Raw genomic sequence first — 13,728 nt, 5'->3', positions numbered from 1 at the left:
GGTTGCTGGCTTGGCGCCATCGTCGCTATGACCGCTCAGTCGTGCAAATTGCCCTGGACTACACAGGGGATGCCTCAGGGTCAAGAAAAAAACTTTCAAATCTGCCCGCAAAGCCTTGTGGATAGCGGCTTGCAGCTTTTCCACTTGCCCCCGGAAACTGTGGACCGGCCTGTGGATAAGGTGCGTGTACATGGCTGCAAGCCACGGGGAATGGGGTGTTGCCAGCATTGATCGTTTTTTATACGGTTTTTGCCATGGTTGCCGCTGTGGAAAAGGCCGGGCATGCTGCCGGTTGATTTTCTATTCCAAGGGCTGACTGTCAGCCGACGTAAGGAGAACACGATGTCCAACACCCTGTTTATTACCGGCGCGACCTCCGGTTTTGGTGAAGCCTGTGCCCGTCGTTTTGCCGAGGCCGGCTGGAAACTGGTGCTGACAGGTCGTCGTGAAGAGCGCCTCAATGCCCTGTGCGCCGAGTTGTCGAAACAGACCGAGGTCCATGGCCTGGTGCTCGACGTGCGGGATCGCAAGGCCATGGAGGAGGCGATTGCCAACCTGCCGCCATCCTTCGCCAAGCTGCGCGGGCTGATCAACAACGCCGGCCTGGCCCTGGGTGTGGACCCGGCGCCCAAGTGCAATCTCGATGATTGGGACACCATGGTCGACACCAACATCAAAGGTTTGATGTACAGCACCCGCTTGCTACTGCCGCGTCTGATCGCCCATGGTCGTGGCGCCAGCATCGTCAACCTCGGCTCCATCGCCGGCAACTACCCGTACCCGGGCAGCCACGTGTATGGCGCGAGCAAGGCGTTCGTCAAACAGTTCTCCCTGAACCTGCGCTGCGACCTGCAAGGTACGGGGGTGCGGGTCAGCAACATCGAGCCGGGCCTGTGTGAGAGCGAGTTCTCGCTGGTGCGTTTCGCCGGTGACCAGGAGCGTTACAACGCCACTTACGCCGGTGCCGATCCGATCCAGCCGCAAGACATCGCCGAGACCATTTTCTGGGTGCTCAACGCACCGGCCCACATCAACATCAACAGCCTTGAGCTGATGCCGGTGAGCCAGACCTGGAGTGGGTTTGCCATTGAGCGTAATGGCGGCAAGGCGTAATAAAAACTCAGCCGAGATACTCGGCCAGCCCGCGATAGCAGGTTGCCAAGTGATAAGGCGTGGTCGAAGGCATGTCCTTGCGGCTCACTTCGCCCTGCTCATCGCGACACTCATACCAACCGCTCGCATGCAGAAAGCGCTCGTGCAACGCCTGCAATTGGCGTTGCACCGATGCTTCGCTGCCCGGGCGCAAGGTCAGGGCGCGCAGGTATTCGGCCTGAGCCCAGATGCGTTGGGTTGCGTCGCGAGGGTGATCATCCAGTTCCAGCATCGCTCGCACGGCACCGGTCTGCTGATCGACACCCCGTTGCTCGGTGAACGCAAACGCGCGCTCCAGCGAGGCATGCAGTGTCGAGCCGCGCAGCAATGGCGAGGATTGCAGCAGGAAATACCATTCGAACTGATGACCCGGCTCGAACCAGTTATCCACAGCTCCCAGCGGCTTCTCCATCAACACCGCATGTCGCGGATCGATGAAGCGCTTGTGCATGGCTGTGCATAACTCGATGAGCGCTTTCTGCACAGCCGCGTCTTCGCGCACCAACAGGGTGGCGAGGAAGGCTTCGGCCAAATGCATCAGAGGGTTCTGCAATGGCCCGGAGTCGAGCGAGGACCAATCACGGTCCAGGCTGGCTTCGTACAGGCCGTCGCCCGTGGCAAAACGCTGCGCCACCACTTCCAGCGCGGCGTTGAGTACCGACTCCACCAGCGGTTCGCGAACCTTGTCCCAATAATGGGCGCAGGCGAACAGGATGAAGGCGTGGGTGTAGAGGTCTTTGCGCTGGTCCAGCGGCGTACCTTGCGGGTCGATGCTGTAGAACCAGCCGCCATGCTCCGCATCGTGGAAATGCCGTTGCAAGGAACGGAACAGCGCCGCCGCGCGCTCTTCAGCCTTGGGCACCTGGCCGATCAGGCTGGAGAACAGGTACAGCTGCCGCGCGCAGGCCATGGCCCGGTAGCGCTGAGGGGGCAGCGGTTTATGCTCGGCATCCAGCGCCTCATAAGGCAACGCCATGTCGGCGTTCCAGCCGGGGCCCTGCCAGAGCGGCACGATCACGTCCTGGAAGTGCTGGTGCACTGAGGCGAACAGGGCGGTCAATTCAGGCTGGGAGGCAGAGCGGGAAACATGCGGCATTGGCTGGCGTCGTCACGGCAGGGTTAATTGCGCGACATGTTAGCAGGCCTTGGAGATGCGGTGTCTGTCAGGCCGCCTTCGCGGGCAAGTCGGATCGCGAAGGGGCCAGTTCAGACGCTAGAGAATCAACCCGCCAGCAACCAGACTCCGGTTGCCGCCGACGCCGCACCCACCAGCCGAACCAACGGTGCCGCGGCCTGAGGCAATACGCGAACCACCGCATAACCCGCGGCATGCAACGCCGCTGTCGCTGCCACAAACCCTGTGGCATACGCCCAAGGACTGGACATGTCCGGCAATTCCAGACCATGCGCCACGCCATGAAACAGCGCGAACAACGCGGTCGCCGCCACCGCCAGGCTCAGCGGCGGACGCACTGCCAGCGCCACCGCCAGGCCCAGCGCCAATACCGATGCCGCAATCCCGCTCTCCAGCGCCGGCAGGTTCAGCCCTTCAAAACCCAGCAAGCCGCCGATCAACATGGTGCCCACGAATGTGCACGGCAGGGCCCAGCGCGCAGCGCCTTTCTGCTGCGCCGCCCACAACCCCACGGCAACCATCGCCAGCAAGTGATCGAGGCCGCCGATCGGGTGGCTGATGCCGGCGATCAAGCCGTTGTCGTCATGGCCCGGGTGGGCGAAGGCGATGGCCGGGGTCAATAGCAGGGCCATGGCGCCCAGAATGCGTTTCAGTGTCATGGATAAGCTTCCTTGTTGATAAGTGTGATCAGGCCGCAGTCAGCAGGCCCTGGCGTTCGATGAAGGCGATGATTTCTTCAAGGCCCTGGCCGGTTTTCTGGTTGCTGAAGACAAACGGCTTGCCGTTGCGCATGCGTTGGGTGTCGCTGTCCATCATCTCCAGCGACGCGCCTACCAGCGGCGCCAGGTCGATCTTGTTGATCACCAGCAGGTCGGATTTGCAGATGCCGGGGCCACCCTTGCGCGGCAGCTTGTCGCCGGCGGAGACATCGATCACGTAGATGGTCAGGTCGGACAGTTCCGGGCTGAACGTCGCCGAGAGGTTGTCGCCGCCGGATTCCACCAGGATCAGCTCCAGCCCCGGAAAGCGCCGGTTCAGTTGATCCACGGCTTCGAGGTTGATCGAGGCGTCCTCGCGGATCGCCGTATGCGGGCAGCCACCGGTTTCCACGCCGATGATCCGCTCCGGCGCCAAGGCTTCGTTGCGCACCAGAAAGTCAGCGTCTTCGCGGGTATAGATGTCGTTGGTCACGACGGCCAGGTTGTAGCGTTCGCGCAGGGCCAGGCACAGGGCCAGGGTCAAGGCGGTTTTGCCGGAGCCGACCGGGCCGCCGATGCCGACGCGCAGGGGTTGTGTGTTCATGTGATTCTCCAAATGAAAAGGCCCTAGGAACGGAACAGACGGCTGTACTGGCGCTCATGGGCCATGCACGCCAGGGACAGACCGAAAGCGGCGCTGCCAATGTGTTCGGGATTGATTCGGGTGGCGTCTTGCTGCGCCTGTTGCAGCAACGGCAGCAGTTCGCTGGTCAAGCGTTGCGCGGCTTGCTGGCCCAACGGCAGGGTTTTCATCAACACCGCCAGTTGGTTTTCCAGCCAGCTCCAGAGCCAGGCGGCCAGCGCGTCTTGCGGGCTGATGTTCCAGGCGCGAGCCGCCAGCGCCCAGCCGAGAGCCAAATGCGGTTCAGGGCGTTGCTCGAGAAAGGCGCGAGCAGGCTCGTCCAGCTCCGGCAAGCCGTTGAGCAGTTGCTGCAGCGAATAGCCCATCTGCCGGCTCTCCTGATGCAGCTCGCGGGTTTCGCGGCTGGCGCGATGCTCTTCACAGCGTTGCAGCAATTGGGTCCAGTTTTCTTCGGCGGCGGCGGTGCAATGCGCGAGCAGCAGTGGCGCTTCGAAGCGCGCCAGGTTCAGCAGCAATTGATCGCTGATCCAGCGTCGCGCGCTGTCGGGATCATTGACCCCGCCGTTATCCACCGCCATTTCCAGGCCCTGGGAATAGCTGTAGCCGCCAATCGGCAGCTGCGGGCTGGCCAGGCGCAGCAGCGCCCAGGCCGGGTTCATAAACGCACGCCGAACTGGTGCAGTTTCGGCGGGTAGTTGAAGTCCTCGTCACCGTGGCGCGAGTGGTGATGGCCGCCGCCGTAGGCACCGTGTTCCGGCTGGAACGGCGCTTCGATGTTCTCGGCCTTGGCGCCAAGCTGTTCGAGCATGGCCTTGAGCACGTAATCGTCGAGCAGGCGCAACCAGCCGTCGCCGACTTGCAGGGCCACGTGGCGATTGCCCAGGTGATAGGCGGCGCGGGTCAGTTCGAACGCATTGGCGCAGGTGACGTGCAGCAGTTGTTCGGGGCGAGCACAGACGCGAACGACGCGCCCGTCTTCGGCTTGCAGGCATTCGCCGTCATGCAGCGGCGGCTGGCCGCGCTCCAGAAACAAGCCGACGTCTTCACCCTCGGCACTGAAACAGCGCAAGCGACTTTTGCTCCTGGCTTCGAAGGTCAGGTGCAACTCGGCGGCCCAGACGGGTTGAGGGTCGATTCTGCGATGAATCACCAGCATCGGAAGGCTTCCAGCAATGAACAATGTTCAGGCTAGAGCAAGGGGCTTGCCAATCGGGTGAGGGGTAGGAAATGCCTGTCAGAACGACGGGGGAGACTCAGAATGTTGCAGGACTTTGATTGAAGTTGGTGCGTGGAGGGTTTTTTACGCACCAATTTGCGGCGCACAAAAAAAGATCGCAGCCTTCTGCAGAAGACTGCGATCTTTTTCTAACGGGTTACTCGGTACTGCCGAGTCCCTGCCAATGCTTCAGCCCGATAAAGATAAACCGCAACTGCTGGGTGATTTTCGCCTGTGGTGTCAGGTGCTCGGGCAATGCTTCGGCCGGCGGATCGATGATGTCCGGCAGGGTCGCGAACACGCTTTTGACGATCAGATCGGCCATGACGCTCAGGCCGGCGATGTCCAGATGCTGCAGTTTGGGCATCAGCGACAAATCGGCCGCCAGGTCCGAGCTGATGTCCTCGCGCAGTCGGCCGATGGCCTGGCGCACCGGTAGCGAGCCGCCGTACTGCTCTCGGGCAAGAAACAGGAACTGCGAGCGATTGGCCGTGACCACGTCGAGAAAGATCCGCACCGAGGCATCGATGATACCGCCCATGACGAATTCGTTATGGCGCACCAGGCGGATGGTTTCGCGGAAGGTCTGGCCGACTTCGCACACCAGCGCCAGGCCCAATTCGTCCATGTCGGCGAAGTGCCGGTAGAAACCAGTGGGCACGATCCCGGCGGTTCGCGTCACTTCGCGCAGGCTCAAGCTGCCGAATCCTCGGCCGCTTTCCATCAGGTGGCGGGCAGCGTCCATCAGGGCGTTGCGGGTCTGTTGTTTCTGTTCGGCGCGGGGCAGCATCGCAAGGGTGTTTTCTGGACAGGGACAGCGGCGCACTCTAGCAAATCGGCTTCGCTGGCGTCGAACGGACTGTCGGGGGATCACGCGGGGGAAATGCAGCTTCTATAAAGTCAAAAGCCCAATCCGGGGATTGGGCTTTTTTTCCAGGCCGCCATGGGCTTAGCTCACAGCGCTGTTGCGTTCGATCACACGGTCACCACCACCTTCAGCAAGGGTTTGGCCTTGTGGAGTGCGATCGGTACCGTCAGCGGCCAGGGTTTGGCCTTGTGGGGTACGGTCGGTACCGTCAGCTGCCAGGGTTTGGCCTTGTGGAGTGCGGTCAGTACCGTCAGCAGCCAGGGTTTGGCCTTGTGGAGTGCGGTCAGTACCGTCAGCGGCCAGGGTTTGGCCTTGTGGGGTACGGTCGGTACCGTCAGCCGCCAGGGTTTGGCCCTGTGGAGTGCGATCCGAGCCATCTTGAGTGATCAGGCCTTTTTCCTTCAGGCGATCATTGCCACCTTCGGCCAGGGTCTGACCTTGTGGTGTGCGGTTGGAACCATCAGCGGCAACGGTCTGACTGAACACCGAGTGGCTGTCTTTGACTTGTGGAGTGGCCTGATCAGCGGCCGGCAAAGCAAAAGCGGTGCTGGCTAACATCGAAAGGGTCAGGCTAAGCAGTAATTCGCGTTTCATGATGGGTTGCTCCTTGGGAGGGCGATAAAGTGGGTACGAGGGCAATGCTACTCTCGATAAGTCGATATAAAAGTTCATAAACGCAATGGTAATAATCAACGGAATTGATTGTTTGGCCGAGCGGCTCTAGAACGGGCGTTTCCGGCGAACGTTTTTGCACTGAGGTGGGTATTTTCGACTCATTTTCGCCTCGCAAAAGTGCGGGGTCGGTAACGCTAAAAAGAGAGGGGCGAGACGGCTATTTGCGTTCGATCGGCCTTCGGGTTAAACCTGCGGGCCGTTTTCCAGTCGTACATTTCATGGCAGGCCGGTTCTGGCCTAACGTTTCATCAGTGCGTCGCTGTCAGGGCGCTCAGTCGTATTCAGGAGCTCTGTGCAATGACGCGCACTCGTAAAATGCTTGCCTGGACCTCCGCCAGCCTCGTTGTGCTGCTGGCCGTCCTGGTGCTGATCATCGCGTTCTTCGATTGGAACCGGATCAAACCGTCCCTTAACGCCAGAGTCTCCGAAGAACTGCATCGTCCGTTCGCCATCAATGGCAACCTCGCGGTGGTCTGGCGGCGCGAGCCCGACGAAGGCGGCTGGCGGGCCTGGGTGCCGTGGCCGCATGTGGTGGCCGAGGACCTGAGCCTGGGCAACCCGGACTGGTCGAAGCAACCGCAGATGGCGACCCTCAAACGCGTCGAACTACGTATTTCGCCGCTGGCCTTGCTGACGCAGCGGGTGCTGATCCCGCGCATCGACCTGACCGAACCCAATGCCGACCTGCAACGTCTGGCCGACGGCCGTGCCAACTGGACGTTCAAGTTCGACCCCAAAGACCCGAACGCCGAACCTTCGAACTGGGTGCTGGACATCGGTGCCATCGGCTTCGACAAGGGCCATGTCATGCTCGATGACCAGAAGCTGAAAACCCAGCTCGATCTACTTATCGATCCACTAGGCAAACCGATTCCGTTCAGCGACATTGTTGGCGACAAAGCGGCAAAAAAAACGGTTGAAAAGGGTGGTTTGCCCCAAGACTATGCGTTCGCACTGAAAGTCAAAGGGCAATACCACGGCCAGAATCTCGCGGGCCAAGGCAAGGTTGGCGGTTTGCTCGCCTTACAGGATGCCAATAGGCCGTTCCCGCTTCAGGCGCAAGTGAAGGTCGCCGACACCCGTGTCGAACTGGCCGGTACGCTCACCGATCCATTGAATCTCGGCGCTCTGGATCTGCGCCTGAAACTGGCCGGTGCCAGCCTGGGCAATCTCTATCCGCTGATCGGCGTGACCCTGCCGGATACCCCGCCGTACGCCACCGACGGGCACTTGACCGCCAAGCTGCATGAGTCGGGCGGGGCGGTGTACCGCTATGAGGACTTCAACGGCAAGATCGGCGAGAGCGACATCCACGGCAACCTGACCTATGTCGCGAGCCAGCCAAGGCCCAAGCTCAGCGGGGCGCTGGAGTCCGATCAACTGCTGTTTACCGACCTGGCCCCGCTGATCGGCGCCGACTCCAATGCCAGGCAAAAGGTCCGCGGCGGTGAAAGCAAGCAGCCGGCGGACAAGGTGCTCCCGGTCGAAGAGTTCAAGACCGAGCGTTGGCGCAAAATGGACGCTGACGTTGAATTCACCGGCAAACGCATCGTTCGCAGTGAAAAACTGCCATTCAACGATCTCTACACTCATTTGGTGCTGACCGATGGAGTGCTCAGCCTCGAGCCCCTGCGTTTTGGCGTGGCGGGCGGCAATCTGGATGCGCAGGTTCGTCTGGACGGGCGCGCCGAGCCATTGGAAGGCCGGGCCAAACTGACCGCGCGCAAGTTCAAGCTCAAGCAGTTGTTCCCCTCCATTGAGCGGATGAAAACCAGTTTCGGTGAGCTTAATGGTGACGCCGACCTTACCGGTCGTGGCAACTCGGTGGCCAAGCTGCTGGGCACCGCTGACGGCAATTTGAAGCTGCTGATCAATGATGGCGCCATCAGTCGCCAATTGATGGAGCTGGCGGGGCTCAACGTCGGCAACTATGTGGTCGGGAAAATCTTTGGCGACAAGGACGTGAAGATCAACTGCGCGGCGGCCGACTTTGATATCAAGAACGGTCTGGCGACCACGCAGTTGTTCGTGTTCGATACCGAGAACGCGATCGTTTATATCGATGGCACTGCGAACATGGCGACCGAGCAATTGGACCTGACCATCTCTCCAGAATCCAAGGGCTGGCGCTTGATTTCACTGCGTTCGCCGCTGTATGTACGGGGCAAGTTCATCCAGCCGGACGCAGGGGTGAAACCGGTGCCGCTGATGCTGCGCGGTGCCGGGATGGTGGCGTTGGGTGTGATTGCCGCGCCGGCGGCGGGTTTGCTGGCGCTGATCGCGCCGAGCGCAGGCGAGCCGAATCAATGTGCACCGTTGCTGGAGCAGATGAAGGCGGGCAAGGCGCCGGTGACGGTCAAGCCCACCCGGTAGATCAAAAGATCGCAGCCTGCGGCAGCTACATTGGAATGCGTTCCCCTGCAGGAGCTGCCGCAAGCTGCGATCTTGGCAATAGGCCAGACAATCGAGCCTCCTCCTGCAACCACGCAAAAAACGCCCGCACCGGCGGATGCCGTTCGCGCCCCGGTACGCATAGTGCGCTGTATCCGGCCCCGTCGACCTGAATCTCACCCCGGTAAGGCAGCAATAAGCCGCTGGACACACTCTCCGACACCAGAATATTGCTCGCCAGCACCAAACCTTGCCCGGCGATGGCGGCTTGCAGGGCGTAATGTTCTTCGTCGTATTCACGCACCGCTGGCTGTCCGGTCAGCCAGGTTTCGCCGGATTGCGCGCACCAGGCTTCCCAGCCGTGGGCATACAGTTTGGAGTTATGCCACTGCACGCTGATCAGGGTGGGTACCCGACGGGTCGCCAGGGCCACTTGTTCAGGCGAGCCATAAACCCCGAAGGATTCGTCGAACAGGCACAACCCATACAGGTTCGGGTAGTCGTCTTGGCTGTAGCGCAGCACCAGATCGACGCTGGCGTCCTGGTGCAAATCGATGACTTCGCAGTGAGTGTCCAGCCGCACGCTGATGTGCGGATGCCGGGCATAAAACCGTCCCAGCCGTGGCACCAGCCAAAGGGCGGCGAAAGCGGCGGTGGTGGAGATCGTCAGGCTCGTGCCGCTGCGTTGCGGGCGCAAGGTATCGACGCTTTGCGCCACCTCCAGCAAGGCGCCATGCAGGCTACGGAACAGCCGTTCGCCGCACTCGGTCAGGCGCACCTGGCGTGGCAGTCGTTCGAACAGCGGCACGCCGAGCCAGTTTTCCAGGGAGCGGATCTGGTGGGAAACCGCCGTCGGCGTCACGGACAGCTCTTCGGCGGCCGCCTTGAAACTCAGCAGGCGCGAGGCGGATTCGAAGGCCCGCAGGGCGGTCAATGGCAACGAGGCAAACATTTAAAACTCCATGGGTGAAATAGATTCATCCAGACTGATTTTTGCTCATTTGAAGGCAGGTGGCTGTGCGCTTCAAGCTGCAACCACAAGCCGTTTCAGTTTAGCCCTTAAGGAGATTCAGATGAGCACAATTCTTGCCATTCACGCCAGCCCCCGTGGCGAACGCTCTCACTCGCGACGGTTGGCCGAGGTGTTTCTTTCAGCCTGGCAGGTCCGTAACCCGCAGTCGCAATTGACCCGCCGTGAAGTCGGCCGGGCGTTGATCCCGGCCGTCAACGAAGCCTTCGTAGCGGCTGCTTTTCATCCGGAACCTGAAGCGCGACCGCTGTCGATGCAGGCCGATCTGGCGCTCAGCGATGAGTTGGTGGGGGAGTTGCTCGGCCATGAGCTGTTGGTGATTTCCACACCGATGTACAACTTCAGCGTGCCCAGTGGCCTCAAGGCCTGGATCGACCAGATTGTGCGGCTCGGGCTGACGTTCAATCACAGCCTGGACAACGGCATCGCGCAGTACGAACCGCTGGTGCGGGGCAAGAAGGCGTTGATCGTCACCAGTCGCGGCGGGTTTGGTTTCGGCCCCGGTGGCGAGCTTGAAGCGATGAACCATGCCGACCCGTTGCTGCGCACGGCACTGGGGTTCATCGGCATCACTGACGTCACGGTTGTCGCCGCCGAGGGCGAAGAGTCCGCCGAACGCACCTTCCAGGTTTCCGTAGCCGAGGCCGAACAGCGCTTGCTGGCGTTGGCCAGGGAGTTCTAGATGGCCTGGCTGTTCTTGCTGATCGCCGCCGGGTTTGAAGTTACCTTCGCCATGGGCATGAAGTACGCCGAAGGCTTCACCCGGCTCTGGCCTTCGGTGATCACCGTGGTGGCGGCCGTGGGTGGGATCTATTTCCTGACCTTGGCCATGCGCGAATTGCCGGTGAGCATCGCCTACCCGATCTGGACCGCTATCGGTTCACTGGGCACGGTGTTCCTCGGCTTTGCGCTGCTGGGCGAAAGCCTGACCGCGCTCAAACTGGTGTCGGTCGGGCTGATTGTGGCGGGCGTGGTGGGGTTGAAGTAGGGGATGTCATAGACTGGTCGTCGAGTTGTCATCTTGGGTGGCGATGCTTGGTTGAGGCCTTGCATCCAGCCTTGCTTCATCTCACCGACCACAAGGATGTTCATCCATGTCGCAAGGCTCCGCCACGCGTTACCCGTTGGTGCTGGTCCCGGGGATGCTCGGGTTTATCCGTCTGCTGATCTATCCGTATTGGTTCGGGATCATTTCGGCATTGCGCCGGGATGGGGCGACCGTGATCGCGGTGCAGGTTTCACCGCTCAACTCAACCGAGGTGCGCGGTGAACAATTGCTGGCACGGATCGAAGAAATCCTGCGCGATACCGGGGCCGAGAAGGTCAACCTGATCGGCCATAGCCAGGGCTCGCTGACTGCCCGTTACGCCGCCGCAAAACGCCCGGACCAGGTGGCTTCGGTGACCTCGGTGGCCGGGCCCAATCACGGTTCGGAGCTGGCGGACTACCTGCACGATCACTATCCGGCTGACAGCGCCAGGGGACGACTGCTCAGTTTTTTGCTGTGGTTGATCAGCGCGTTGATGTGCCTGCTGGAAACCGGTTATCGCGGGCCGCGACTGCCGGTGGATATCCCGGCTTCGCATCAATCGCTGACCACGGCCGGCGTGGCGCTGTTCAATCAGCGTTATCCACAGGGGCTGCCTGACACCTGGGGTGGGCATGGTCCGGAAGTGGTCAATGGCGTGCGCTATTACTCCTGGTCCGGGACTTTGCAGCCGGGCAAGACCGATCGCGGGTGCAACCTGTTCGACGGCACCAACCGCAGTTGCCGGTTGTTTGCCAGAACCTTCGTGCGTGAAGCGGGGCAGTGCGACGGGATGGTCGGGCGCTACAGCTCGCATCTCGGGACGGTGATTGGCGATCAATACCCGATGGATCACTTCGATATCGTCAACCAATCCCTGGGGCTGGTGGGCAAAGGGGCAGGGCCGGTGCGGTTGTTTGTCGAGCATGCCGCGCGGTTGAAAGCGGCGGGGGTTTAGACCGCGTTATCGTTCTTCGCGGGCAAGCCACGCTCCCACAGGTTTGGCGTCGTGCCCATTGCCAGCGTCCGACACAAAACCTGTGGGAGCGTGGCTTGCCCGCGAAGGCGTCCGGTCAGGCAACGCTGTTCTTGCGGCCCAGCACGGTAGTCCAGCGCTCCGACAAAATCACCCCACCCAACGTCAACACCCCACCCACCAGGTGATACAGCGCCAACTGCTCATGCAGCACCGCCGCCGCAATCAGCGCGGTGATCAACGGCAGCAGGTTGAAAAACAGCGTGGTCCGGCTCGGGCCCAGGCGTACCACGGCCTGCATCCACGCCAGCGGCGCAAGCATCGAGGCCAGCAGACAGGCGTAAAGCACCAGCGGAATGTTATGCAGGGTCGGGCCGATCTTCGGCGAGGCAAGGAACAGCGGAAACAGCACCACCACCGCCACCAGCACCTGCAAATACAGCAACACCAGCGGCGGCAAGCGCAGCTGCCATTTTTTCAGCAAGGTGCTGTAAACCGCATACGCCAACGTGGCGATCAGCATCATCGCATCGCCCAGGTTCACCCCGTGTTCGAGCAACGCGCCGAAGGTGCCGGACGACACCACCACCAAAACCCCCGCAAACGAAAGCACCGCACCGGCCAGCGCACCGGCGGTCAGGCGTTGGCCGAGGCTGACCATCGCCATGGCCAGCGACATCAACGGCATCAGCGACAAAATGATGCCCATGTTGGTGGCCGACGTCAGCGTTGCAGCGAAGTAGGCCAGGCTCTGATAAACCGCCATGCCGAGTACGCCGAGGATGAAGATCCTCCCCAGGTTTGGGCGTATTACCGGCCAATGGGCGATCACCGGCTTAAGCATGAAAGGCGTGAACAGAATCCCGGCCAGCAACCAGCGGTAGAAGCCGATTTCGGCGGGAAAGATCGCGCCCACCGCGAGTTTGTTGATCACGGTGTTGCCGGCCCAAATGAAAATGGCCAGCAGGGGATAAGCGTATTGCATCGGGAAAAAGCCAGAACGTTAATGAGGGGCAATTATCCGTCTGTCTGGATGCAAGCCTATACTGCGATCCAGACAACCTGCCTCTGATTCCGGACAGCATGAACAGTAAACACATCGACCTGCTGGATTTCAGCGAACTGCCGTCGGCGGTGTATTTCCGCTATGCCGACTTCAACGCCCACGAATACGCTGCGCCTCACCGGCATCCGTGGGGCACGCTGGAGTACGCCGCCCATGGCGTATTGCACATGGATGTCGACGGCAGCCGTTTCATGTCGCCGCCGCAATACGCGGTGTGGGTGCCGCCCGGGACCGAACACAGTTTCTATAGCCATCAGCCGATCAACTATCGCGCGGTCTGCCTGGCGCCGACGCTGTGCCGCGATTTACCGCAACAGGCCTGTACCCTGGCAATCAGCGACATCCTCAAGGCGATCCTGAAAGACTTCGCCGCCCGCGATGTGAAAATTCCCGAGCACGACGCGGACCAGCGTCTGGCTCAAGTGCTGGTGGACCAACTGCAACAGGCGCCCATGCATGAGTGCTATTTGCCCTACGCCAGCAGCCCCGGGTTACTTGGCATTCTGGAAACCTTGCAGGCCGAACCTGGGAATAACCGGCCATTGGCGTATTGGGCCGGGCAGATTCACGTCAGCGAACGCACGTTGGCCCGGCAGTTTGTTCGCGAGTTGGGCATGAGTTTCGGTGAGTGGCGGCAACGCTTGCGGTTTCTGGCGGCGATCGAAGCGCTGGACGGCCACCGCAGCATTCAGGAAATCGCCTTCGACATGGGTTACAGCACCGGCTCGGCGTTTATCGCGATGTTTCAGCGCCAGGCCGGGTGCACGCCGGAACAGTATCGGCGCAGCCACCTTGATAGCAGGTGAACGTGTAACAGGCTTTGTCTACACTCCAGAGCGAGGCCGTACCCA

At 61.2% G+C, this 13,728-nt stretch carries 15 protein-coding genes; 6 read left to right on the top strand and 9 right to left on the bottom strand.

From position 1 onward, the window contains the following. Positions 1–342 precede the first annotated feature (342 nt). Positions 343–1,113 (top strand): SDR family oxidoreductase, encoded by a 771-nt coding sequence (locus tag AC1D2Q_RS09655; RefSeq protein ID WP_086944072.1) that lies wholly within the window; start codon positions 343–345, stop codon positions 1,111–1,113. 7 nt (positions 1,114–1,120) lie between these two features. Here the strand turns inward: AC1D2Q_RS09655 and AC1D2Q_RS09650 are convergent, their stop codons facing one another. The 7 genes from AC1D2Q_RS09650 to AC1D2Q_RS09620 form a co-directional block, all read right to left on the bottom strand. After that, on the bottom strand, positions 1,121–2,248 hold the full coding sequence (locus AC1D2Q_RS09650) for an AGE family epimerase/isomerase (RefSeq protein WP_477813047.1): 1,128 nt from the start codon (positions 2,246–2,248) through the stop codon (positions 1,121–1,123). 125 nt (positions 2,249–2,373) lie between these two features. Further along, positions 2,374–2,946 carry a HupE/UreJ family protein gene (locus tag AC1D2Q_RS09645; protein WP_477813046.1) on the bottom strand — a complete coding sequence of 191 codons (573 nt, stop codon included), beginning with the start codon at positions 2,944–2,946 and terminating at the stop codon, positions 2,374–2,376. A 28-nt stretch (positions 2,947–2,974) separates the two neighbouring features. After that, positions 2,975–3,589, bottom strand: coding sequence for an urease accessory protein UreG (gene ureG / locus AC1D2Q_RS09640; RefSeq protein WP_477813045.1), 615 nt, complete (start codon positions 3,587–3,589; stop codon positions 2,975–2,977). A gap of 23 nt (positions 3,590–3,612) precedes the next feature. After that, entirely contained in the window at positions 3,613–4,287 is a 675-nt protein-coding gene (locus tag AC1D2Q_RS09635; protein ID WP_477813044.1) for an urease accessory protein UreF, read from the bottom strand. Then, positions 4,284–4,784 carry an urease accessory protein UreE gene (gene ureE / locus AC1D2Q_RS09630; RefSeq protein ID WP_018928470.1) on the bottom strand — a complete coding sequence of 167 codons (501 nt, stop codon included), beginning with the start codon at positions 4,782–4,784 and terminating at the stop codon, positions 4,284–4,286. Before ureE ends, AC1D2Q_RS09635 begins: the two co-directional genes overlap by 4 nt. A 217-nt stretch (positions 4,785–5,001) precedes the next feature. Further along, complete coding sequence (locus AC1D2Q_RS09625) at positions 5,002–5,634, bottom strand: TetR family transcriptional regulator (RefSeq protein ID WP_018928469.1); 633 nt, start codon at positions 5,632–5,634, stop codon at positions 5,002–5,004. 159 nt (positions 5,635–5,793) lie between these two features. Next, on the bottom strand, positions 5,794–6,306 hold the full coding sequence (locus AC1D2Q_RS09620) for a hypothetical protein (protein ID WP_477813043.1): 513 nt from the start codon (positions 6,304–6,306) through the stop codon (positions 5,794–5,796). Between the two features lie 378 nt (positions 6,307–6,684). Between AC1D2Q_RS09620 and AC1D2Q_RS09615 the strand changes: the two genes are divergently transcribed. Next, positions 6,685–8,760, top strand: a complete 2,076-nt coding sequence (locus tag AC1D2Q_RS09615) for an AsmA family protein (RefSeq protein ID WP_477813042.1) — start codon at positions 6,685–6,687, stop codon at positions 8,758–8,760. Positions 8,761–8,785: 25 nt separating this feature from the next. On the opposite strand, the gene AC1D2Q_RS09610 is transcribed toward AC1D2Q_RS09615, so the two are convergent. Next, the gene (locus tag AC1D2Q_RS09610; RefSeq protein WP_477813041.1) at positions 8,786–9,730 is read right to left on the bottom strand and encodes a LysR substrate-binding domain-containing protein; all 945 of its coding nucleotides are present in this window, start codon (positions 9,728–9,730) and stop codon (positions 8,786–8,788) included. Between the two features lie 121 nt (positions 9,731–9,851). Between AC1D2Q_RS09610 and AC1D2Q_RS09605 the strand changes: the two genes are divergently transcribed. From AC1D2Q_RS09605 to AC1D2Q_RS09595, 3 genes are all read left to right on the top strand, one after another. After that, positions 9,852–10,490, top strand: a complete 639-nt coding sequence (locus tag AC1D2Q_RS09605; RefSeq protein WP_477813040.1) for an FMN-dependent NADH-azoreductase — start codon at positions 9,852–9,854, stop codon at positions 10,488–10,490. After that, positions 10,491–10,796, top strand: a complete 306-nt coding sequence (locus AC1D2Q_RS09600) for a DMT family transporter (protein ID WP_007903452.1) — start codon at positions 10,491–10,493, stop codon at positions 10,794–10,796. 106 nt (positions 10,797–10,902) lie between these two features. Next, positions 10,903–11,793: an alpha/beta fold hydrolase gene (locus AC1D2Q_RS09595; RefSeq protein ID WP_477813039.1), complete on the top strand. Its 891-nt coding sequence runs from the start codon at positions 10,903–10,905 to the stop codon at positions 11,791–11,793. 115 nt (positions 11,794–11,908) lie between these two features. Here the strand turns inward: AC1D2Q_RS09595 and AC1D2Q_RS09590 are convergent, their stop codons facing one another. Further along, positions 11,909–12,796, bottom strand: coding sequence for a DMT family transporter (locus AC1D2Q_RS09590; RefSeq protein WP_477813038.1), 888 nt, complete (start codon positions 12,794–12,796; stop codon positions 11,909–11,911). 98 nt (positions 12,797–12,894) lie between these two features. Here AC1D2Q_RS09590 and AC1D2Q_RS09585 point away from each other — a divergent pair, with 98 nt between their 5' ends. Next, positions 12,895–13,683, top strand: coding sequence for an AraC family transcriptional regulator (locus AC1D2Q_RS09585; protein ID WP_477813037.1), 789 nt, complete (start codon positions 12,895–12,897; stop codon positions 13,681–13,683). The last annotated feature ends 45 nt before the right edge of the window (positions 13,684–13,728 follow it).

The organism is Pseudomonas sp. P1_A1, from assembly GCF_056406935.1.
Note: the sequence above shows the minus strand (reverse complement) of the source record. Positions and strands in the feature narration are given on the sequence as shown.

What these genes read in the sequence shown, in the direction of transcription:
- AC1D2Q_RS09620 (WP_477813043.1), bottom strand. Translation starts at nt 6,306, where the DNA reads ATGAAACGCGAATTACTGCTTAGCCTGACCCTTTCGATGTTAGCCAGC.
- AC1D2Q_RS09635 (WP_477813044.1), bottom strand. Translation starts at nt 4,287, where the DNA reads ATGAACCCGGCCTGGGCGCTGCTGCGCCTGGCCAGCCCGCAGCTGCCG.
- ureG (WP_477813045.1), bottom strand. Translation starts at nt 3,589, where the DNA reads ATGAACACACAACCCCTGCGCGTCGGCATCGGCGGCCCGGTCGGCTCC.
- AC1D2Q_RS09645 (WP_477813046.1), bottom strand. Translation starts at nt 2,946, where the DNA reads ATGACACTGAAACGCATTCTGGGCGCCATGGCCCTGCTATTGACCCCG.
- AC1D2Q_RS09650 (WP_477813047.1), bottom strand. Translation starts at nt 2,248, where the DNA reads ATGCCGCATGTTTCCCGCTCTGCCTCCCAGCCTGAATTGACCGCCCTG.
- AC1D2Q_RS09610 (WP_477813041.1), bottom strand. Translation starts at nt 9,730, where the DNA reads ATGTTTGCCTCGTTGCCATTGACCGCCCTGCGGGCCTTCGAATCCGCC.
- AC1D2Q_RS09600 (WP_007903452.1), top strand. Translation starts at nt 10,491, where the DNA reads ATGGCCTGGCTGTTCTTGCTGATCGCCGCCGGGTTTGAAGTTACCTTC.
- AC1D2Q_RS09605 (WP_477813040.1), top strand. Translation starts at nt 9,852, where the DNA reads ATGAGCACAATTCTTGCCATTCACGCCAGCCCCCGTGGCGAACGCTCT.
- AC1D2Q_RS09590 (WP_477813038.1), bottom strand. Translation starts at nt 12,796, where the DNA reads ATGCAATACGCTTATCCCCTGCTGGCCATTTTCATTTGGGCCGGCAAC.
- ureE (WP_018928470.1), bottom strand. Translation starts at nt 4,784, where the DNA reads ATGCTGGTGATTCATCGCAGAATCGACCCTCAACCCGTCTGGGCCGCC.
- AC1D2Q_RS09625 (WP_018928469.1), bottom strand. Translation starts at nt 5,634, where the DNA reads ATGCTGCCCCGCGCCGAACAGAAACAACAGACCCGCAACGCCCTGATG.
- AC1D2Q_RS09615 (WP_477813042.1), top strand. Translation starts at nt 6,685, where the DNA reads ATGACGCGCACTCGTAAAATGCTTGCCTGGACCTCCGCCAGCCTCGTT.
- AC1D2Q_RS09655 (WP_086944072.1), top strand. Translation starts at nt 343, where the DNA reads ATGTCCAACACCCTGTTTATTACCGGCGCGACCTCCGGTTTTGGTGAA.
- AC1D2Q_RS09595 (WP_477813039.1), top strand. Translation starts at nt 10,903, where the DNA reads ATGTCGCAAGGCTCCGCCACGCGTTACCCGTTGGTGCTGGTCCCGGGG.
- AC1D2Q_RS09585 (WP_477813037.1), top strand. Translation starts at nt 12,895, where the DNA reads ATGAACAGTAAACACATCGACCTGCTGGATTTCAGCGAACTGCCGTCG.